The organism is Spirosoma pomorum (assembly GCF_054776615.1).
In genome coordinates, this window is the sequence record NZ_BAAHBP010000016.1 from 20,302 (window position 1) to 36,466 (window position 16,165).

15 protein-coding genes are annotated in these 16,165 nt (G+C 57.0%); all 15 read left to right on the top strand.

Translation table 11 applies throughout. From position 1 onward, the window contains the following. The first annotated feature begins 1 nt into the window (after position 1). The 15 genes from ACYVAD_RS10110 to ACYVAD_RS10180 all read left to right on the top strand — a co-directional run bounded on the left by ACYVAD_RS10110 (position 2) and on the right by ACYVAD_RS10180 (position 16,160). Positions 2-208, top strand: a complete 207-nt coding sequence (locus ACYVAD_RS10110; protein ID WP_461139366.1) for a hypothetical protein — start codon at positions 2-4, stop codon at positions 206-208. Beyond that, the gene (locus tag ACYVAD_RS10115; RefSeq protein WP_461139367.1) at positions 208-798 is read left to right on the top strand and encodes a hypothetical protein; all 591 of its coding nucleotides are present in this window, start codon (positions 208-210) and stop codon (positions 796-798) included. The genes ACYVAD_RS10110 and ACYVAD_RS10115 overlap by 1 nt, the downstream gene beginning before the upstream one ends. Next, the gene (locus ACYVAD_RS10120) at positions 705-1,268 is read left to right on the top strand and encodes a hypothetical protein (protein ID WP_461139368.1); all 564 of its coding nucleotides are present in this window, start codon (positions 705-707) and stop codon (positions 1,266-1,268) included. The genes ACYVAD_RS10115 and ACYVAD_RS10120 overlap by 94 nt, the downstream gene beginning before the upstream one ends. 16 nt (positions 1,269-1,284) lie before the next feature. Next, positions 1,285-1,761: a hypothetical protein gene (locus ACYVAD_RS10125; protein ID WP_461139369.1), complete on the top strand. Its 477-nt coding sequence runs from the start codon at positions 1,285-1,287 to the stop codon at positions 1,759-1,761. Between the two features lie 62 nt (positions 1,762-1,823). Then, a complete protein-coding gene (locus ACYVAD_RS10130; protein WP_461139370.1) occupies positions 1,824-2,171 on the top strand; it encodes a glucosaminidase domain-containing protein in 348 nt (115 codons plus the stop codon). Positions 2,172-2,441: 270 nt separating this feature from the next. After that, positions 2,442-2,711: a hypothetical protein gene (locus ACYVAD_RS10135; RefSeq protein ID WP_461139371.1), complete on the top strand. Its 270-nt coding sequence runs from the start codon at positions 2,442-2,444 to the stop codon at positions 2,709-2,711. Further along, positions 2,711-3,568: a hypothetical protein gene (locus ACYVAD_RS10140; RefSeq protein WP_461139372.1), complete on the top strand. Its 858-nt coding sequence runs from the start codon at positions 2,711-2,713 to the stop codon at positions 3,566-3,568. Before ACYVAD_RS10135 ends, ACYVAD_RS10140 begins: the two co-directional genes overlap by 1 nt. Continuing rightward, complete coding sequence (locus ACYVAD_RS10145) at positions 3,546-4,022, top strand: hypothetical protein (protein WP_461139373.1); 477 nt, start codon at positions 3,546-3,548, stop codon at positions 4,020-4,022. Before ACYVAD_RS10140 ends, ACYVAD_RS10145 begins: the two co-directional genes overlap by 23 nt. 33 nt (positions 4,023-4,055) lie before the next feature. Next, positions 4,056-4,367 carry a hypothetical protein gene (locus tag ACYVAD_RS10150; RefSeq protein WP_461139374.1) on the top strand — a complete coding sequence of 104 codons (312 nt, stop codon included), beginning with the start codon at positions 4,056-4,058 and terminating at the stop codon, positions 4,365-4,367. Positions 4,368-4,421: 54 nt separating this feature from the next. Beyond that, entirely contained in the window at positions 4,422-6,461 is a 2,040-nt protein-coding gene (locus ACYVAD_RS10155; protein ID WP_461139375.1) for a DUF5977 domain-containing protein, read from the top strand. Next, the gene (locus ACYVAD_RS10160; RefSeq protein ID WP_461139376.1) at positions 6,458-7,861 is read left to right on the top strand and encodes a hypothetical protein; all 1,404 of its coding nucleotides are present in this window, start codon (positions 6,458-6,460) and stop codon (positions 7,859-7,861) included. Before ACYVAD_RS10155 ends, ACYVAD_RS10160 begins: the two co-directional genes overlap by 4 nt. 107 nt (positions 7,862-7,968) lie before the next feature. Beyond that, a complete protein-coding gene (locus tag ACYVAD_RS10165; RefSeq protein ID WP_461139377.1) occupies positions 7,969-8,559 on the top strand; it encodes a hypothetical protein in 591 nt (196 codons plus the stop codon). Positions 8,560-8,561: 2 nt separating this feature from the next. Further along, a complete protein-coding gene (locus tag ACYVAD_RS10170; protein WP_461139378.1) occupies positions 8,562-14,813 on the top strand; it encodes a phage tail tape measure protein in 6,252 nt (2,083 codons plus the stop codon). A gap of 124 nt (positions 14,814-14,937) precedes the next feature. Next, complete coding sequence (locus tag ACYVAD_RS10175; RefSeq protein ID WP_461139379.1) at positions 14,938-15,423, top strand: hypothetical protein; 486 nt, start codon at positions 14,938-14,940, stop codon at positions 15,421-15,423. A gap of 293 nt (positions 15,424-15,716) precedes the next feature. After that, positions 15,717-16,160, top strand: coding sequence for a hypothetical protein (locus ACYVAD_RS10180; RefSeq protein ID WP_461139380.1), 444 nt, complete (start codon positions 15,717-15,719; stop codon positions 16,158-16,160). The last annotated feature ends 5 nt before the right edge of the window (positions 16,161-16,165 follow it).

Genomic DNA, 16,165 nt, shown 5'->3' on the forward strand with positions numbered 1-16,165 from the left:
CATGGGAGACAACCAAGCACCCGAACAAAACGAACAGCGCGACCTGATGACGCTTGAAGAAGCAGCCGCTGAAATCTTCAACACCCTGACGACGGACGGGTACACGCTGGCCAGCAAAGCCGATATCTGTAAGCAACTGCGCAAGCTGGTGCGCACTGAGGCCGAAGCGCAGCAGAAAGAAATCTCCAACCTGATTGACAGCCTGTAATGGACTTCAAGCGCAAAAATGGGGCTGGCCTGGCAACGGATGCCAGCCAGCCCACCCCAACGGAGGCCACCGTTGATCAGCAGGCCAACATGCTACACCAGCTGATCAAGGAAGACCTGGAAGAGAAGCGAGAGACCAACACTCCCGAGCCAGCACCCGAACCGGCACCGTCGACGGGTATTGGGGGCAAGGTGCTGGCCAAGTCACGCTACTTGTGGCAGCTATACGGCGGGCTGGCGGTGGCCTTTCTGGCCTTCTACGCCCTGGCTGACTACACGGCCTACACCACGGCTGAGCAGCGACCTGGTCAGCTGATCTTTTCCAATACGATGACCCAACTATGGACAGCCTGCTTTCGGCTGGTGTTCGTGCTGGGGGCCAGCCTAGGGCTGCTTCGTTTGTTCTGGCCTGAGTTGTTCCGGTTCTTCCGGCCCGATAGCGAAGGACCGGACATGATGACGACTATCAAGTATGAGTTAACGTCTTTTCAACGGCTATGCGTTTTCTTGTTGGCCTTCTTTGGGCTCTGCTACTTGTTCATTCAGCTGCTATCGGTCAACCTGCCGCAGACCATATCCGTCGGTCGGTAGTCGAGCAGCGAAAGGCCGTCACCGAGGTGGCGGTGCGCTTTGTGGGTACCCGCGAAGTAGGGCAGAACCGGGGGCCAGTCTACACCCTGTTTATCCAACCCTACGGCTACGGTCCAGGCACCCTGTATTGCGGTCTGTTCTGCCACCATGTCTTTAAGACGGCGGGCGTGGATCATGGGGTAAAAGGACCGGCCTTGGCCGCCAATTGGGCCAGGCCTGCTAAGGTCATCGTCTGGCGGGCGAACCACCCGGTGAATGGCCGGGTGCCATTGGCGGGAGACCAGGCACTCTTTCGATTCGGGGGCAAGCATTACAACCACGTTGAGATCATTATCAACTGGCCACCCGACAAGGAGTACTGCTGGGTGATTGGCGGCAACACCAGCAACCCTGACGGCAAAGGCGAGGGCGTTTTTCTGAAGAAACGGCTCAAGAGTGAGATGACCGTCGTCAGCCGCATCACGTTTTAACCGTACCACCATCGTAATGAAATCGTACCAAACCTACCTCTTTTTTAGCCTGCTGGCTGGCCTGCTCGCGTTGGTTGTGGCCAAACCATGGGGGCAGCTGAACAGCGTGGTGGGCATCGAATCGACCGCTGATTCCCTGCGCTTGGATTCAATGGCCACCGCGCAGATCGATAGCCTGTTCATCGACGAAGTGGCCGTGGCGTTGCCCGAGATCGTTGGCGACAGCCTGAGCTATACCGTCGAAGCCAGGAAGAAGAAAAAAGCCTACCTGGAAGAGCAGTCAGCCTTATTGCAAAAGGAAAATCAGGTGCTCGATGCTGCCCTCAAAAAAAAGCAGAAATCTATTCAGGAGAAGCAGCAAAGCCTGGTTTCGCTTGATGAGATTGAGCGGCTACTGATCAAGCAGCGCGGCCAGCAGAACGCCAGCAAGCTGCCCGTTTCCGACGCCGGGTCGGAGCTCAGCCAACGGGAGGACACCCGACGAGACCCCTGACGGCCCCAACGCAGAGCAGGCGAGCCGAGCGATTGGTTCGGCGTTGGGGCGATCCTGTTCGCTTGATTACCGAAACTGAGCTCTTGTTTCCCGAAACGGCGGTGGCCATTGCGGTGCTGGAAACCGGCCACTTTAGCTCCCGCAAGATGATGCGCACCCACAACTGGTTTGGCTTTAGAAAGAATAGGCGGGGGTTTCAGAAACGAGTTCGGGGTGGCTACGGCGAATACGCCAGCGCCCAACTGATGCTGGCTGACTACCAGGCCTGGGAGCGGGATATCTGTTTGAAGTATGGCCTGAGCAATGAGCAGGCGTTTCGGCGCTGGATTGTTCGCCACTACGCCGAAGACCCGGCCTATAGTACCAAACTAAACACGTCGCTGGCTGAAGTAAACCGCACCTGGCGCTAACACGTATCACCAATTTTATTTTATACACATGATCGTTATTCAAGAATACTTTGAAAACACAATGGCGTTAGATTCCAGAGGCATCCGAACACAATCGCTCCTGAAGGTTAAATCGTATTCATTTCTAGGCATACCACTTCTTAAGATCAAGAAACGCTATTAGTAGACTTACTGTCAACCAGCCGAAAACCGTCCTTTAGGGGGCGGTTTTTTGCTTTGTACTTGCTGACCATTTCACATATCAATCAATTCATTTTAATCAGTACGTACATGAAAAATCTGCAGGAAGAGCTCAGTTTGTTGGAGCGGTTCAAAGCGCCCACGCCTGGCCTGTTCAAGACGATCCGAAACGGGGGCATTGTGCTGGCGTCGCTGGCCGCTGCCGTTCTTGGTCTGGAAGCCAAAGGGGTGATCGTACCCGACAGCATCGAGATGGTGGCCAGTCTGATCGTGACCGTCACCGGTACCATTGCCGCCCTGGTGGCACAGCTGACGGTGAATCTGCCTGAGTACGAAATCAAAAAAGCACTCGGTCAGTAATGCGGTCAATCGAACTCGACGGCACTACGTACCAGCTGCCCGAATCCTGGAATGAGGTCACACCAAAGCAGCTGCCGAAGCTGATCAAGCTGGTGTACCTGATCCCGGAATCGGGCAGCATGCATTTGTCGCTGATCCAAACGGCACTGAACATCAAGCCGAAGGTTTGGAAACGGCTACACCGGAAGCACTTCTCCGCTGGCCTATCCGAAGGGGTGCGACGCCAGAATGCGGTCGTACTGATGCAACTGGTGGACTGGCTGTCGTGGATGTGGCGCAAGCCCGTCGACCAGCTGCCGTTTGCGGAGATCAAGGCGGGTGGCCACGCCCTGCTACTGCCCGAGGCTGAGTTTCTGACCGTATCCTACGGCGAGCTCACCGACCTGTACATGCACCTGCAGGCCTTCATTGAACAGACGGTAGTGGGTGACGAGCGGCTGAACTACCTGGTGGCCACGGCCTGCCGACCACGACGGCCACGCGGCTACACCACCGACACCAGCTGGAATGGTGACCACCGCGAAGACTACAACGAGTTTGTGGCCAGGGAGCGGGTAAAACCCGTTGCCAAAGTGGACTACCAGCAGCGCATGATGGTGCTGCTCTACGTGGCTTCGCAGGTCAAGGCTATCATGGCTCGGTACACGCTCTTTAAAACCGATTCGGGGGAAGGGGAGGCCGAAGCCTACGCGGGTCAGAACTTTATCAAAAACCAGCACCTGTTGGCCGAAAAAGGAATCTTCGGCAACCTGAAGCAAACGCAGCAGGCCAACGCCCACGAGGTACTACTTTTCCTGGAAGAGAACCACAACGACTTACTCAAACAGCAAGCCGATGGAGAACAAAACAGCCACTAAACTCTTTGAAGATTACTTCAAATCAACCGCCGAAGGGATTGACGGGGTGCAAAGCGTTCGGCAGTCGGACGGCAAAAGCATGGAGCGACTACTGGCCGCATCGGTCAACGAGGCCATCTACCCGGCTGTGTTTGTGATGCGCCCAAAATACAAGCCGTTTAACAACGGAGCCGAACAGTACGTGGCGTTTTTCGAGGTTGTCTTTTACGTATTCTGCCAGTGCGATCAGAGTGATGAAGCCAGTGAAGATGCGGCTTTCGACCAGGCCGAAACGGTAGCCCTGGCGATCCTGAAGCAAATGCGACTAGATCACCAGGAAACCGACCAGGTGGAGTTCGACTACAACACGGCGGTACTGGAACCCGTCAGCATGATGACGCTGGACTCGACGAAGGGCTACGAAGTCAAACTAAATATAGGGCTAGTGGCTAACGATATCTTTCGCACCAGTTAACTTTACGCAATAGCAAAACTAACTACGGTAGTTATGGCGACGTTCAAAATGGAAACGCTCCGACCCTGGAAAACAACCATTGAGGCCATGGCTGTGAATGCCGCCAGTTGGCATATTAATGGCGGTTTTCAACTACGAACAGACATTGATTCATTGGCTGAATTTGCCACGGTTTTACACCAGGCTGCTATCGATGAGTACTACGCCATGTACGGCGAAAAGCCAGAACCGAAAGACCTGGTCATTACGTACCAGTTCGAACGAGACAAGCCCAATCCTGGCGAGGTAACGGAGCAGGTTATCATTCAACCCGATGATCCGCTGGCCATAATCACCAGCTGGTAGTACGTCCTTTCCGGTGCTGGTAGCGGGGGCAATCTTTGGTAAAACTCGTTTACCATGATTGATCCGCTGGCCACCAAGCTGGTCTTTAATCCGCTCTCGCTGTCCCGCAACCGGCTCGATATCCTGCTCGATGCTGCCGACACGACCCTGCCTGATCGCAGCAGCCTGCGCTATGCCCTGACGCTGCTGGTACCATCGTTCCCCCAAAGCATCGACTTTGAGGGGCTCACCACCCTGACCGGGCGGGAAAGGCCACCACAGAACGTTGGTGGCCTGATGCGTTTTGACGGGGCACAGTTTCGCATCGACGAAGTGCTCGACGGGTTTCTGGTCAGCCAAAAGCCCGACTTCGGCCAGACCAAAATGAGCATCGTGCCGACGCTGACGATGCCCTTCCAACTGAAGGAAACCATCACCGGAGATGGGGTAAATCACGAGCTCACCAGGCCGAAACAATGGATTTTTAAGGGCGGGCTGACCAACGAAGACTTTGCCGGGTGGGGTGATCATTTCTTTGACCGCTACCTGCGCGACACCCGCCAGTTCCTGACCTGGCAACCCCCCACCAAAACCGTATCGCTGCAGCAGCCCGAATACCTGTACTTTTTGCTGAACTGCTCTCCGGTACCGGCCACCATCAACCGTCGACTGCAGATCACCTACCGCACTGGCCAGACGGAAACCAAAACGGTCGACTCGCTCAGCGGAGCGTCGCTGAACCAGGTGATCTGCGTACCAGCGGGCATGCAGGCCAACGCCCTGGCCAAGGATGTGGCCAGCTACCAGCTGTGGCTGTCGGATGGGGACGACAACCGACTGACTGAGGTGCGTCGGTTTATCGTCGACACCGACTACCAGCCACAGGAACGGTTTCTGCTCTTAGAGAACAGCCTGTCGGGTTACGATACGCTTCGGCTGCTTGGCCAGGGCAATCAGAGTACCACCGTTCGGCGCACCATCGTCGAAACCGACGACATGGACACCAGCCAGATCGACGTGGCCAGCCTGCGCGTGGTGACCATCGAAGGCGATTCGACGCTGACGGTGTCGACGGGCTACTTCACCCGCCAGGCCAGCGCCTGGCTTCGCTACCTGAACGAGATCCTGCTGACCAAGGCGATCTACCTGGTCAGCGACAAGGGGCAGGTACCCATGCTACTGACCACCACCGAACTGATCACCCACCAGGATGACAGCGACCTGGTAGCCCGCACCCTGACGCTGAAGAAAGCCAAGGTGGAGCAAAACTTCAGCAGCCTGCCCGCTACGCCCGCGCAGGCCGCAAGACCCACCGCCTGGCGGGGTATCGGGTTTCGGCAGGTGCTGGACAGCTACGGCAAACGTACCGGCCTGGGGGCACCCATTCGCCTGCGCAAGTACTACACCGACGACGGTACCGACGTCAAGCCGATAGCTGAAAAACCCAACGCGCAGGGAGCCGCTGATTACATCAACCCGACGCCCATACCAGGCGTGGTACCCGGCTCGACGCCGTACCCGAGTGCCGAAATTAGCCGCATGGGCAAATTCAGGCGAACCACCTGCCCTGGTGGCCAGGAGGGAGGACCGGCCAGCATCACCATTGCCGCTGGCCAGTACGGGGGCGAAAGCCAGGCGGATGCCAACACGCTGGCTGAAGCGGCCTTTGCCAGCGTCGACACGCAGGCCTACGCCAACGCGAACGGCAGCTGCTCGCTGTCGGAAACCTACACCTGGAACGTACCGCCAGGGCAGTGGCACATTCGGTTCAGCCACCCGACGGCCACGGCCATCTACCACAACGACGGCCTGAACGGACCCGCTGACATGGGCAACACGCAGAGCCTGCAGGACCAAAGCGGGACGTTCATCTACCCGGTTGGCGTGAATGATCTGAATTTTCCGGTGGGTGACACCAACTGGCAGCTGTACAGTTTGGGAGCACCCTATGCGGCCAAGCGGATGACCATCTACAAAAACGGGATTCCGCTGAGCAGCCATGAGTACGCCCACAACCGGGATGGCTACGAGCTCATTGCGCTGATTCAGGCAGGCGGGGGCGGGGTGGCTCCGGCGCAGGGTGATTTGTTTTACGTTAAACTACAGGATCGATGAGCCTGGACATTCGCATTGACGGCCTATCGGTCGAACTGCAGGCGGGCAGTGGCCTGGACATGAATCTGGTCAACCCGCACTTTGATTACGCCAAGATTCCGGGCTCTACGGCCAACCTGCCGACTTTCCCGCTCACCAGGAGAAACCAGCACATCTTCGGCTATTGGGAGCAACCACAGATCGGAGCCGTACTGCAGCGACGTCGGTTTGAGCAGTACTACAATGGCCATTTGATTCGGGAGGCCATGTTTGTGCTGACCGAAGCGGGAGCGGGCGGCTACGCAGGGCAGATGGTAGAGCCGCTGGGTGAGTTCTTTGGCGACTGGCAGAATCAGCCGCTGCCTGAGCTCGACTTCGGCAGCCTGCCGCTGGCGGGCATGACGGGCGCGGAGATCAAGGCCAACGGCATGACGGCAGCAGCTTTTCCGCTGATTCGAAACCCCGACTTTTACGGCACCAATGGGGCATCGATCAACTACAACGGACTGGTCAACGACATGGACACCAGCGGACCGGGGCACGTTAGCCCCAAAACCCCGATGATCATGCTGACCTGGCTGCTGAAGAAAATCGGGCTGGCTACCAACACGACCATCGACGGTGATTTCGTGACGCACCCGGTGTATTCGAAGCTGATCCTATACAATACCAGGGCGCTCGACGAGGCTACCGACGTAACCGTGAACCGGCACCTGCCGACGATGACGCTGGCCGAAATGCTGCTGGAAATTCGCAAGCTCTTCAACCTGCGCTTCGACTTTGACTACGTGAATCGTCGGCTCACCATTGGGTTCTGGCAGGACGCGCTGACCAAAGCCGCCGTGGTGGATTGGAGCTCAAAGGCGGTGGGCAGAGCGATCAAAACGCCGGAGGTGAATACCCGGCTGCAGCTGAGCTACGACCTGGACTCGGGCGATCAGCTGATGAAGGACAAACCAACGGTCATGGCGGATTACATGACACCGGGCAGTACCCCTAATTTTGCACCCTTAAAGAGCCGTTTTTCGACCTTATTGAGCGATGCTATCGACGGGCGCACGAAAGCCGCACAGATCGGCATTACGGCGCAATTCGGCCAGCTAAGCGGTACGTTTGCCCCCCGACTGTTGTTCTGGAACGGCGGCATTGTGGGCGAAGCCGACGCATCACCCACCAAAGGGTTTTATTCGCTGTACTGGAATGGGAATAATGGGCTATATGAAAACCACTGGCAGGAACTCGAAGCCATGCGCCAGCAGCAGTTCTACATCAAGCAGGCGTTCTCGCTCGACGAAAGCGACCTGGCCACGCTGAAGTGGCACCAGAAAGTGCACGTCGACGGGGTGGACTATTTCGTACTGAGCGTGAATGTTAGCCTGCCCATTACGAAACCGGCTGAGTGCCTGTTGGTGGCTGCATAGGCCTGACTAAAATAAGTAAATGAAAGCCCTGCACCGAACTGCAGGGCTTTTTTGTGCCGCGTGGAACGGTCCTTCCTGCTTGCCAATCCACTGCCTACGTTCGTACCATGGCAGATTCCAAAGGCAGTTATTCGGGAGGTATGCGGGGTGATGCGCGGGCTACCTGGCTTACCACCAACCGCGATGCCGCCGTCATTCTGAACGGCTACACCAAAAAGGCAGAAGAGCTTTTCAAACAACGCATTCGGGACGCAGGCCTGGTTCTGACGTCCGAGATGCTCAATTCCTTTTTGGCGTTTGCCGCCGAAGAGGCTGAAGGCTACGTGGAAGCCAGGCTGCAGATGTCAGCCCTGGTGCGCATTGCCGACATGAAGAATCTCAACTACGTCCGCACCCCACCGCTGGCGGCACTGGAACGGGCAGTGGAGCTCTACGGTCTCAATAATTTCCCCCGCGTATCGGGCTACGGACCTGGCAAGACCAACCTGCTCCGACCAGCCAGCGACACCAAAGCCATCGAGCGCATTGCGTGGGGCTGGAAGATGAACCGGGCCATGCACCCCAACGTCAAGCGGGGCTACCGGGGCATTTACTCTGATCCGCTCCTGCAGGACGTCTTACCCTATCTCTTTCGTGACCTATTCGAAGCCGCTCAGCTGACAACGATGCGGGGTTTCAAACTCCTTTTTGAAGACTAATCATGGCGATCAATCTAAACGAAACAGCCACCTTAACCCTGAAGAGTACAGGGGGCAAAGACCTGGACAACGAGCTCGCTCAGTTGAACAAGCGAGCCACCGAGCTCAAGACGGCCCTAAATGAGATTGAGAAGGGTGGGGGTAAAAAGTCGGAACGCTGGAAAGAGCTAAAGAATGAACTGGCGGCAGTCAATGCCGAAACCGCCAAGCTGCACAAAGAGGTTGATATCTCAACGCTGTCGTATGGCCAGCTGGAAAACTACGTCAAGCGGCTGGCTAAAGAGTTAAAAACCCTGAAGCCAGGCACTGACGAATTTAACGCAGCTGCCGCCAAACTGCAGAACGCCCGCCAGTACTTAGACCAGGTGACGGCATCGACTAAGGCGACCAGTACAGCCAGCAAACAAGCCGCCAAAGACCTGACGGGCATGGCTGATTCCGGCCTGCTGTTTGGGGAGTTGAAAACGAAGATCGACCAGCTGAAAGCCAAGCTGGAAACCCTGCCCCCCGAAACGCAGGAGTTTATCGATACGGCCAAGCAGCTGGGCAGCACCACGCTGTACTACAATCAGATCGACAAGTCGGTAAAAGAGCTCAGCACCAGCACCAAAAAAGCCACCGACGATCTGACGGATATGGCTGATGCCGGGTTGACCTTCGGCCAGCTGAAGACCAAGATCGAACAGTTGAAGGCGAAGTTAGATACGCTAAATCCGACGTCGAAAGAGTTCATCGAAACCAGCAAGAAGCTGGCGTCGGTGGAAGGCTATTACGACAACATTCGGAACGCCGTCGACGACGCGACCACGGCCATGCACAAGCAGCTGCTGGAAGCCAAGAACAGCGAGCTCACCTATGGCCAGTTAGAAACCAAGGTCAAGCTACTAGCCGACCGGCTGACGACGTTGACACCCGGTACCGAAGAGTTCATCAAAGCCACCAAAGAGCTCTATCAGACCAAGAAAGATTTCGACGAGGTCAACACCAAGATGGAGCACGTTTTGAAAACGGGCGAAGAAATGGCGGCTCCGACGCTCTGGGATCGAATCAAAGCCAGGGTGAGCGGCTTATCCCTGGTGGCCACGGCCAGCTTTGTGGGCATCGGGATGGCCATCAAGGATGCGCTGACGACGGCGGTCACCAAGTTTGCCGAGTTCGACGAAGCTGCCGCTGACATGTCAGCGGTGACGGGCATTACCGGTGAGGGGCTGGACTATCTCAAGCAGCGGGCCATGGAAACGGGACCAGCGTTTGGCAAGTCAGCCGCTGAGATGATGGAAGCATACAAACTGCTGGCTGCTGCCAAGCCCGAACTGGCCGAGAATGCCGAAGCCCTGGCATCGGTTACCGACCAGGCCATCAAACTATCGAAGGCGGGCAAAATCGACCTGGCCGAAGCGGCCAAGCTGGTCGCGGAGTCGCTTAACCAGTGGGGAAAAGGAGCCGATAATGCTGCCGAATACGTGAACGTACTGGCCGCTGGTTCGCAGGAAGGGTCAGCCGAAATGAACGATCTGAGCTCGTCGCTGAAGTACGCCGGTACGGTAGCAGCAGCGGCAGGCATCAGCTTTACGCAGACCAACGCCATCCTGCAGAGCCTGTCGATCATTTCGATCAAAGGCGAGCAGGCCGGTACGGGTTTACGCACCATGCTGGTCAAGCTCATGTCGGGAGCCAGGGACACCAACCCGGCCATCGTGGGACTGGACAAGGCGCTGGAAAATCTGGAAAAGAAGAATCTGTCGACCAGCCAAATGGTCAAGCTCTTCGGCCAGGAGAACCTGGTTACGGCCAGACACGTCATCACCCACCGCGAGCAGATTGCGCAGATGACCAAGAACATGACCGGTACCAATGAGGCAACCACGCAGGCCAAGACAAACATGGCCACGCTGTCGGAAACCATCAAACAAGGGACGGCCACGGTCACTAATTACGCCGTCAGTTGGGGCGAGAAGCTGGCACCATCGGTATCGTTGGCCATTCAATACGGGCTGGCTTTTCTCAAAGTGCTTGCCGCTTTCCCGCAAGTGCTGGTGGAGAACCGGGGGCTGGTACTTGGTTTGGTGACCGGCCTGGTGGCGTTTAACGCGCAGCTGATCATCGCGTCGGTGCAATCGTTGAAGGTGGCTACCGTCGAGAAGATCAGAGCCGCTGCCAGCAGCCTGGCGGCAGCAGCCGATAAGATTCGAACCGCTGAAGCTGCTCGCAAAGCCGCTGCCGAAGCCCTGTCGACGGCGGCTACGGAAGCGGGAACGGTAGCCGAGAACGCAGCGACTGCCGCCACGGGCAGACGGACGCTATCGGAGCGATTACAGGCTGCACAAGCCACGATAATGACCGCGCTGGACAAAGGGCGGGTGATCGTTACCAACGCGCTGACGATAGCGCAAAACGCCCTGAATGCCGCCTGGCGAGCCAACCCCGTTGGTATCGTGATTGGCGTACTGACGATTTTAGGCGGGACACTCTATACGCTCTACGAGTCGAACGTCAAAGTGCGGGCAGCTTTCTCGGGCTTGTGGGCAGCGATGAAGGAAGGGGTCAACGTTATCGTGCGACTGTACCAGGCCGTGAAGAGTCTCAATTTCGGGGCGCTGGCGGCTGAAATGACGATGGCCAGCCATAAAATCGCCAATGCGTTTACCAAGGGCTACGACGAGCGGATTGCCGCCGAACTGCCCAAATCAGCCAAGAAGGCAGGAACAGCGGCAGGCAAAGCCCTGACCGAGACCCATCAGGCGGCACTCAACACGATGACCGCTGATGAAGAAAAGGCGCAGAAGAAACGGGAACAGGAAGCGGAGAAAGCCCGCAAAAAAGCCCTGAAGGAACAGGATAAACACCTGGAAGACGTTCGGCAGGCCAACGAGAAAGCCCTGGAAGACCTGGCCAAGCTGGAAGCCGATGCTCACATTGCGGGCATCAAAGACGAGATGCAGCGGGAGTTTGCCAAACTGATGGCCAAGCATGATCTGGAAGCGCAGGAGATTCAGCGTGGCCTGCAGGATGTGAAGCTCAAAAACCAGCAAATCGCCAACCTGAACCTGCGCTTAGAAGGCGACATTGCCCGCGTGGCCGCTGAGTTTGCCGAGAAGAAACGCAAGAAGGCCGAAGAGGAAGAGCAGAAGCGACTGGAAACGATGAAAAACATCGCCGAACAGGAGCGCCAGGCGAAGCAGGCTTTGCTGGATTGGGAGGAAATTAAGGCCAAAAACAATGCGGATAAACTGGCCGACATTCACTTGCGCCGGGTGAAAGCGGACGTGGCAGCAACCATCAATAAGCTAAACGCCGAAGAGAATGCTGAAGTAGCCAAGGCCAAACGGGAGATCACCGACAAAAACCTGCAGGAGCAGACGATTACGGCCATCGAAGCCCGCTACATCAACGAGCGGATTCTGGCCGAAGCCAAAGGAGCCGCCGAAAAGGAGAAGATCGAAAAGGAGCTCAAAGCCAAAAAGAACGCCATCTGGACTGAAACCAGCAGTGCGTTCTCAGCCCTGTTGAAGGGCGATCTGATGGGCTTCGTCGAGCATGCTGATAAGATCGTCACCAAGGAAAAGGAAGCCTGGCAGAAGCGGCTGCAGGAGAACATGGCCAAGTACGAAGCCGTGGCGCAGCTGGCCACGGCAGCGGTCCAATTCCTGAACAAATTAGAGCAGGACAAAGCCAACCGGGCCATCGAAGAAGCCAAGCGGGAACGCGACGAAAAGGTCAGACTGCTCAACGATCTGCTGGCAGCGGAGAAGGCGGCTCAGGACGTGGCCGAAGCAGAGAAGCAGCGGGTGACGCAGGAGTCGAACGACAAGATTGCGGCCATCAAATCAGCCACCGAGAGCACGATATCGAGCCTGGAACAGCAGTACCGCCAGCTGTCGAGCTCAGCCGAAAAGAAGAAGCTCGACGAGCAGATTCAGGGCTACAAGGAAAACGCCGAAGGCAAGAGTGAAGCGGCTCGGGATGCCGCTTCGGAAGCCATCGAAGCCGCTCAGGACGAAGCCAAGCAAAGCATCGAAGCGGCTCAAAAAGCGGAGAAAGCGACTATTCAAGCGGCTACCAACGAGAAGAACCAAAAGATCGACGCGGCTGAAGCGGCTCGGGATGCGGAAATAGCAGCGATCAACAAACGCAAGGACGTTGACCAGGAGACCCGCACCAAGCTGCTGGCCGAAGCCAAGCAGGCCTTCGAAACCGCTAAGCAGCAGGCCACCGACGAAGCCACCGCCAAGATCGATGCCGCCAAGGACACCGCGAAGGCGCAGACGGACCTGGCTAAGGATACCGCTAAAACGAAGATCGACCTGGCCAAAGATCAGCAGGATGCGGAGCTCAAAGCCATCGAAGCGATTCAGAAAGGGGACGAGAAAGCGGCCAAGGAGATCCTGACCAACGCCAAGGAAGATCAGAAGGAAAAAATCAGATTAGCCAAGGAGGAAGCCGACAAAAAGCTCGACGAAGCGGAGCGCGAAAAGCGGGAGAAACTCAAGAAGGTCGAAGCCGAAAAGCAAACCCGCATTCAGAACCAGAAGGAACTGAATCGGCAGATCGAAGCCGAGAACAAGCGGGCAGCGGATGCCGAGCGAGCGGCCAAGCAAAAGGCCTGGAAAGCGCAGCAGGATGCTGACGTCAAGAGTGCACTGATTGCGGGAGCCCTGGCGGCAGTAAAAGCCCTGGCGTCGGGTTTCTTCCCCTTGAACCTGGCTTTTGCGGCAGCGACGGCTATTGCCACGGCGCTGCAGGTGCGTACCATTCGGGGGCAGTCGATGCCATCCTTCGAGCATGGCGGTTTCATTGCGCAGGGTGGCCGTCATGGGTCAACCTACGGGACGGGGGGCATTGCCCTGATCGACCGGAGAAGTCGGCAGGAGGTGGGCGAAATGGAAGGCAACGAGGCCATCATCAGCCAGGAGCAGACCAAGGCCAATCTGCCCATTATTCAGCGCATGTTTGCCAACGCCCGCACCCCTGGTCGACGTAGTCAGCCCGTCATCGACCGGAACGCGCTTGGCTTCAAAGACGGGGGCATGCTGCAGCCCGAGAGCTACCAGCGACCCATGTTTTTGTACGGCGGCATTCCGACCAAACCCCAACCGCGCAGACGTTACGACGACGGGGGCGTGGTCGATTACGACAGCAGCAGCAGCGACGGCGGGGCAGGCATCAGCGAAGCCGAAGCCAGGGAAGCGGGTGAAGCGGCCAGAAAGCAGGGCGAAGAGCAGCTGAAGCTACTGAACAAGATCGTCGAGGGCATCGATAAGATGGGCACCGACCAGCGGCAAGGGTTCACGACGTTGAGTGCTGACTTGCGGTTGGTCCTGATCAACCTGGTGACTGACCTGGCCACCCAATTGAGCGACATCCGAACGGGGCAGCAAACCGGCTTTGACCAGTTGAACACGACCCTGCGCTCGACGCTGCTGAGCATGGTGCTCACGCAGCGAGCGGATAACGCAGACCTGGTGAACGCCATCTTAAAGGGCAGCGATAAAACCAGTCAGGATATCGTCAGGGCCATCGATACGAACGGTAACGCCAACCGCCTATCGATGCTCGGACTAAGCCTGAAAGTAGGCACCGGCTTTACCGAGTCGACCGGGGCCATGGTGAAGGCCATGGACACCCACGGAGCAGCGGAGCGGCTGGCGCTGTTATCGCTGACGCTGGCGCTGAAAGACAGCCTGGCTAAGCTGCAGGAGCAGGGCAAACAGGATGCCGCGAAGTTGACCAAAACCACGCAGGACGGCTTTGAGCAGCTGATCAAACGGGGGGACAGCAATTTGGACGATCTGACGACCAACATCGAGTTCTTCCTGGACACGCTGGGCAACCGTACCGAGCGGGTGATCAACACCACCAGCCGAGCCGAACAGCAGGTACTGGACAAATTGAGTACAACTACTCGGACGAGTCTGGACACGCTGAACAAGGATCAGAAACAGGCGATTGGCCGGTTGAGTGACGACGTTATTCGGGCGGTAGAATTGCTCAGCCAAAACACCACGCAGGCGCTCGATACGTTGGGTGACCGCACCGACGCGGCCCTGACCGATTCAGCCAACCGAACCACGCGCTCGGTCGACGGGCTGTCGATTGAAGTGCGCAGCCTGAAGGGAAGCATCAACGCGGTGGAAGGAGCCGTTTACCAGGTGCGGGGGGCGGTTAATGGGGTCGAAGGGGCGGTCTACAACACCAACCAGGCCGGGCGATTGGATGCGCTGATTGCGGGCATCTCCACCTTCGGGGGGAAGTGATAAACATTAATTAGCCGGTATGTTCACATGTGAAAAGGAACGTATATATTTACGTACCCCTCCACCGGTTAATTCTAACGTAACTTTTACTTATGTTCAACCTATTCGTAGTTGTCAACCTACAATGCTTAAACGTATTACGCTCACCGTACCAAAATACCTAAAGAAGTTTTTAGAAGGGGAATTTGAAGCCAACGACAAAGGGGTCTTACACGTGGAGAAATGGAGTGAGATCGGCTCGCTGATGAACCTGGTCTCGCGTTCGTACCCCTTCCCACTGAAGGTAGAAAAAGCCAAGGGCACCACCATCACCATTCGCTACTACTGCCGGGAGAAAAGCTACGAGATTCCACCCGACAAGATTCCGGCCCTGACCAAGCAACTCGACGAGATCTTTCGGCGGTCGCTGATCTGCGAAGTGCGCAAAGTACACGAACTGGCGGGCGGCAACTACGGCCCCTACATCCGCACCTTCCTGGAACGTTACGGCATCGAAAGTGACGTCGACGTCGAGTTCGAGACCATGCGCAAGGTGTACCGGGATTATTTGAACCGGAATGGCCGAAAAAATGAAAAAAATATTTGCGCAAAAAGTCCGGCTTACGCCTAAAAAGTCCGGCTTTTACGCGAAATGTCCGGTTTGTGACTAAAAAGTCCGGGCAAAATGAGCCAAAAAACCGCCATTGCTGTACGCAGTGGCGGTTTTTTGTGTTTTCTAACCCCCAAAAAAGCCCGCTTTTTGGTCCTTTTGAGGGGGTAGGGACAGGGTAATTTTGACCCATGATCGTCACCGAACAAACCGTTGGCCACTGGCGAGGCCAGGCCAACACGGGCTACGTCCGAACGGCCTGGCTCCTGCGAGCCATCGACGTGCTGGCGGTGCTCTCACCGGCCATGCTGCCCGTGGCTGGCCAGCCGCACACCGTACACCGCACCGGGCTACTCGTCGAGCCGCATGCCATCGTCACTCGCCTGCAGTTTCCGGTTCGCACCGGACTATTCGAAGAAAGCTCCGACCAGTCAGCCGATGGCACCAGCTACCAGCCAGCCCTGACCGTCACCCTGCCTGGTCCAACGGCTGAGCTCGACGCCTGGCTGCATGACCACCGCCAGCAGCGGTGGGTGGTGTTCTGGCTCGATGGCAACGGCCAGGGCTGGCTGGCGGGCGAACCCGACAACGGGCTCCGACTGACCCTAAGCCGCTACCAGACCGACAGCAATAAACTCACGCTGGCCTTTCGGGGGCGCAGCACCCACTCGGTGTACCGACTGGAAACGACCAGCCTGGCGGAGCTCTTCCCCGATGCCGATTTCGATTTTTCCTTCGATTCTTCTTTTTCATCCTAATACAA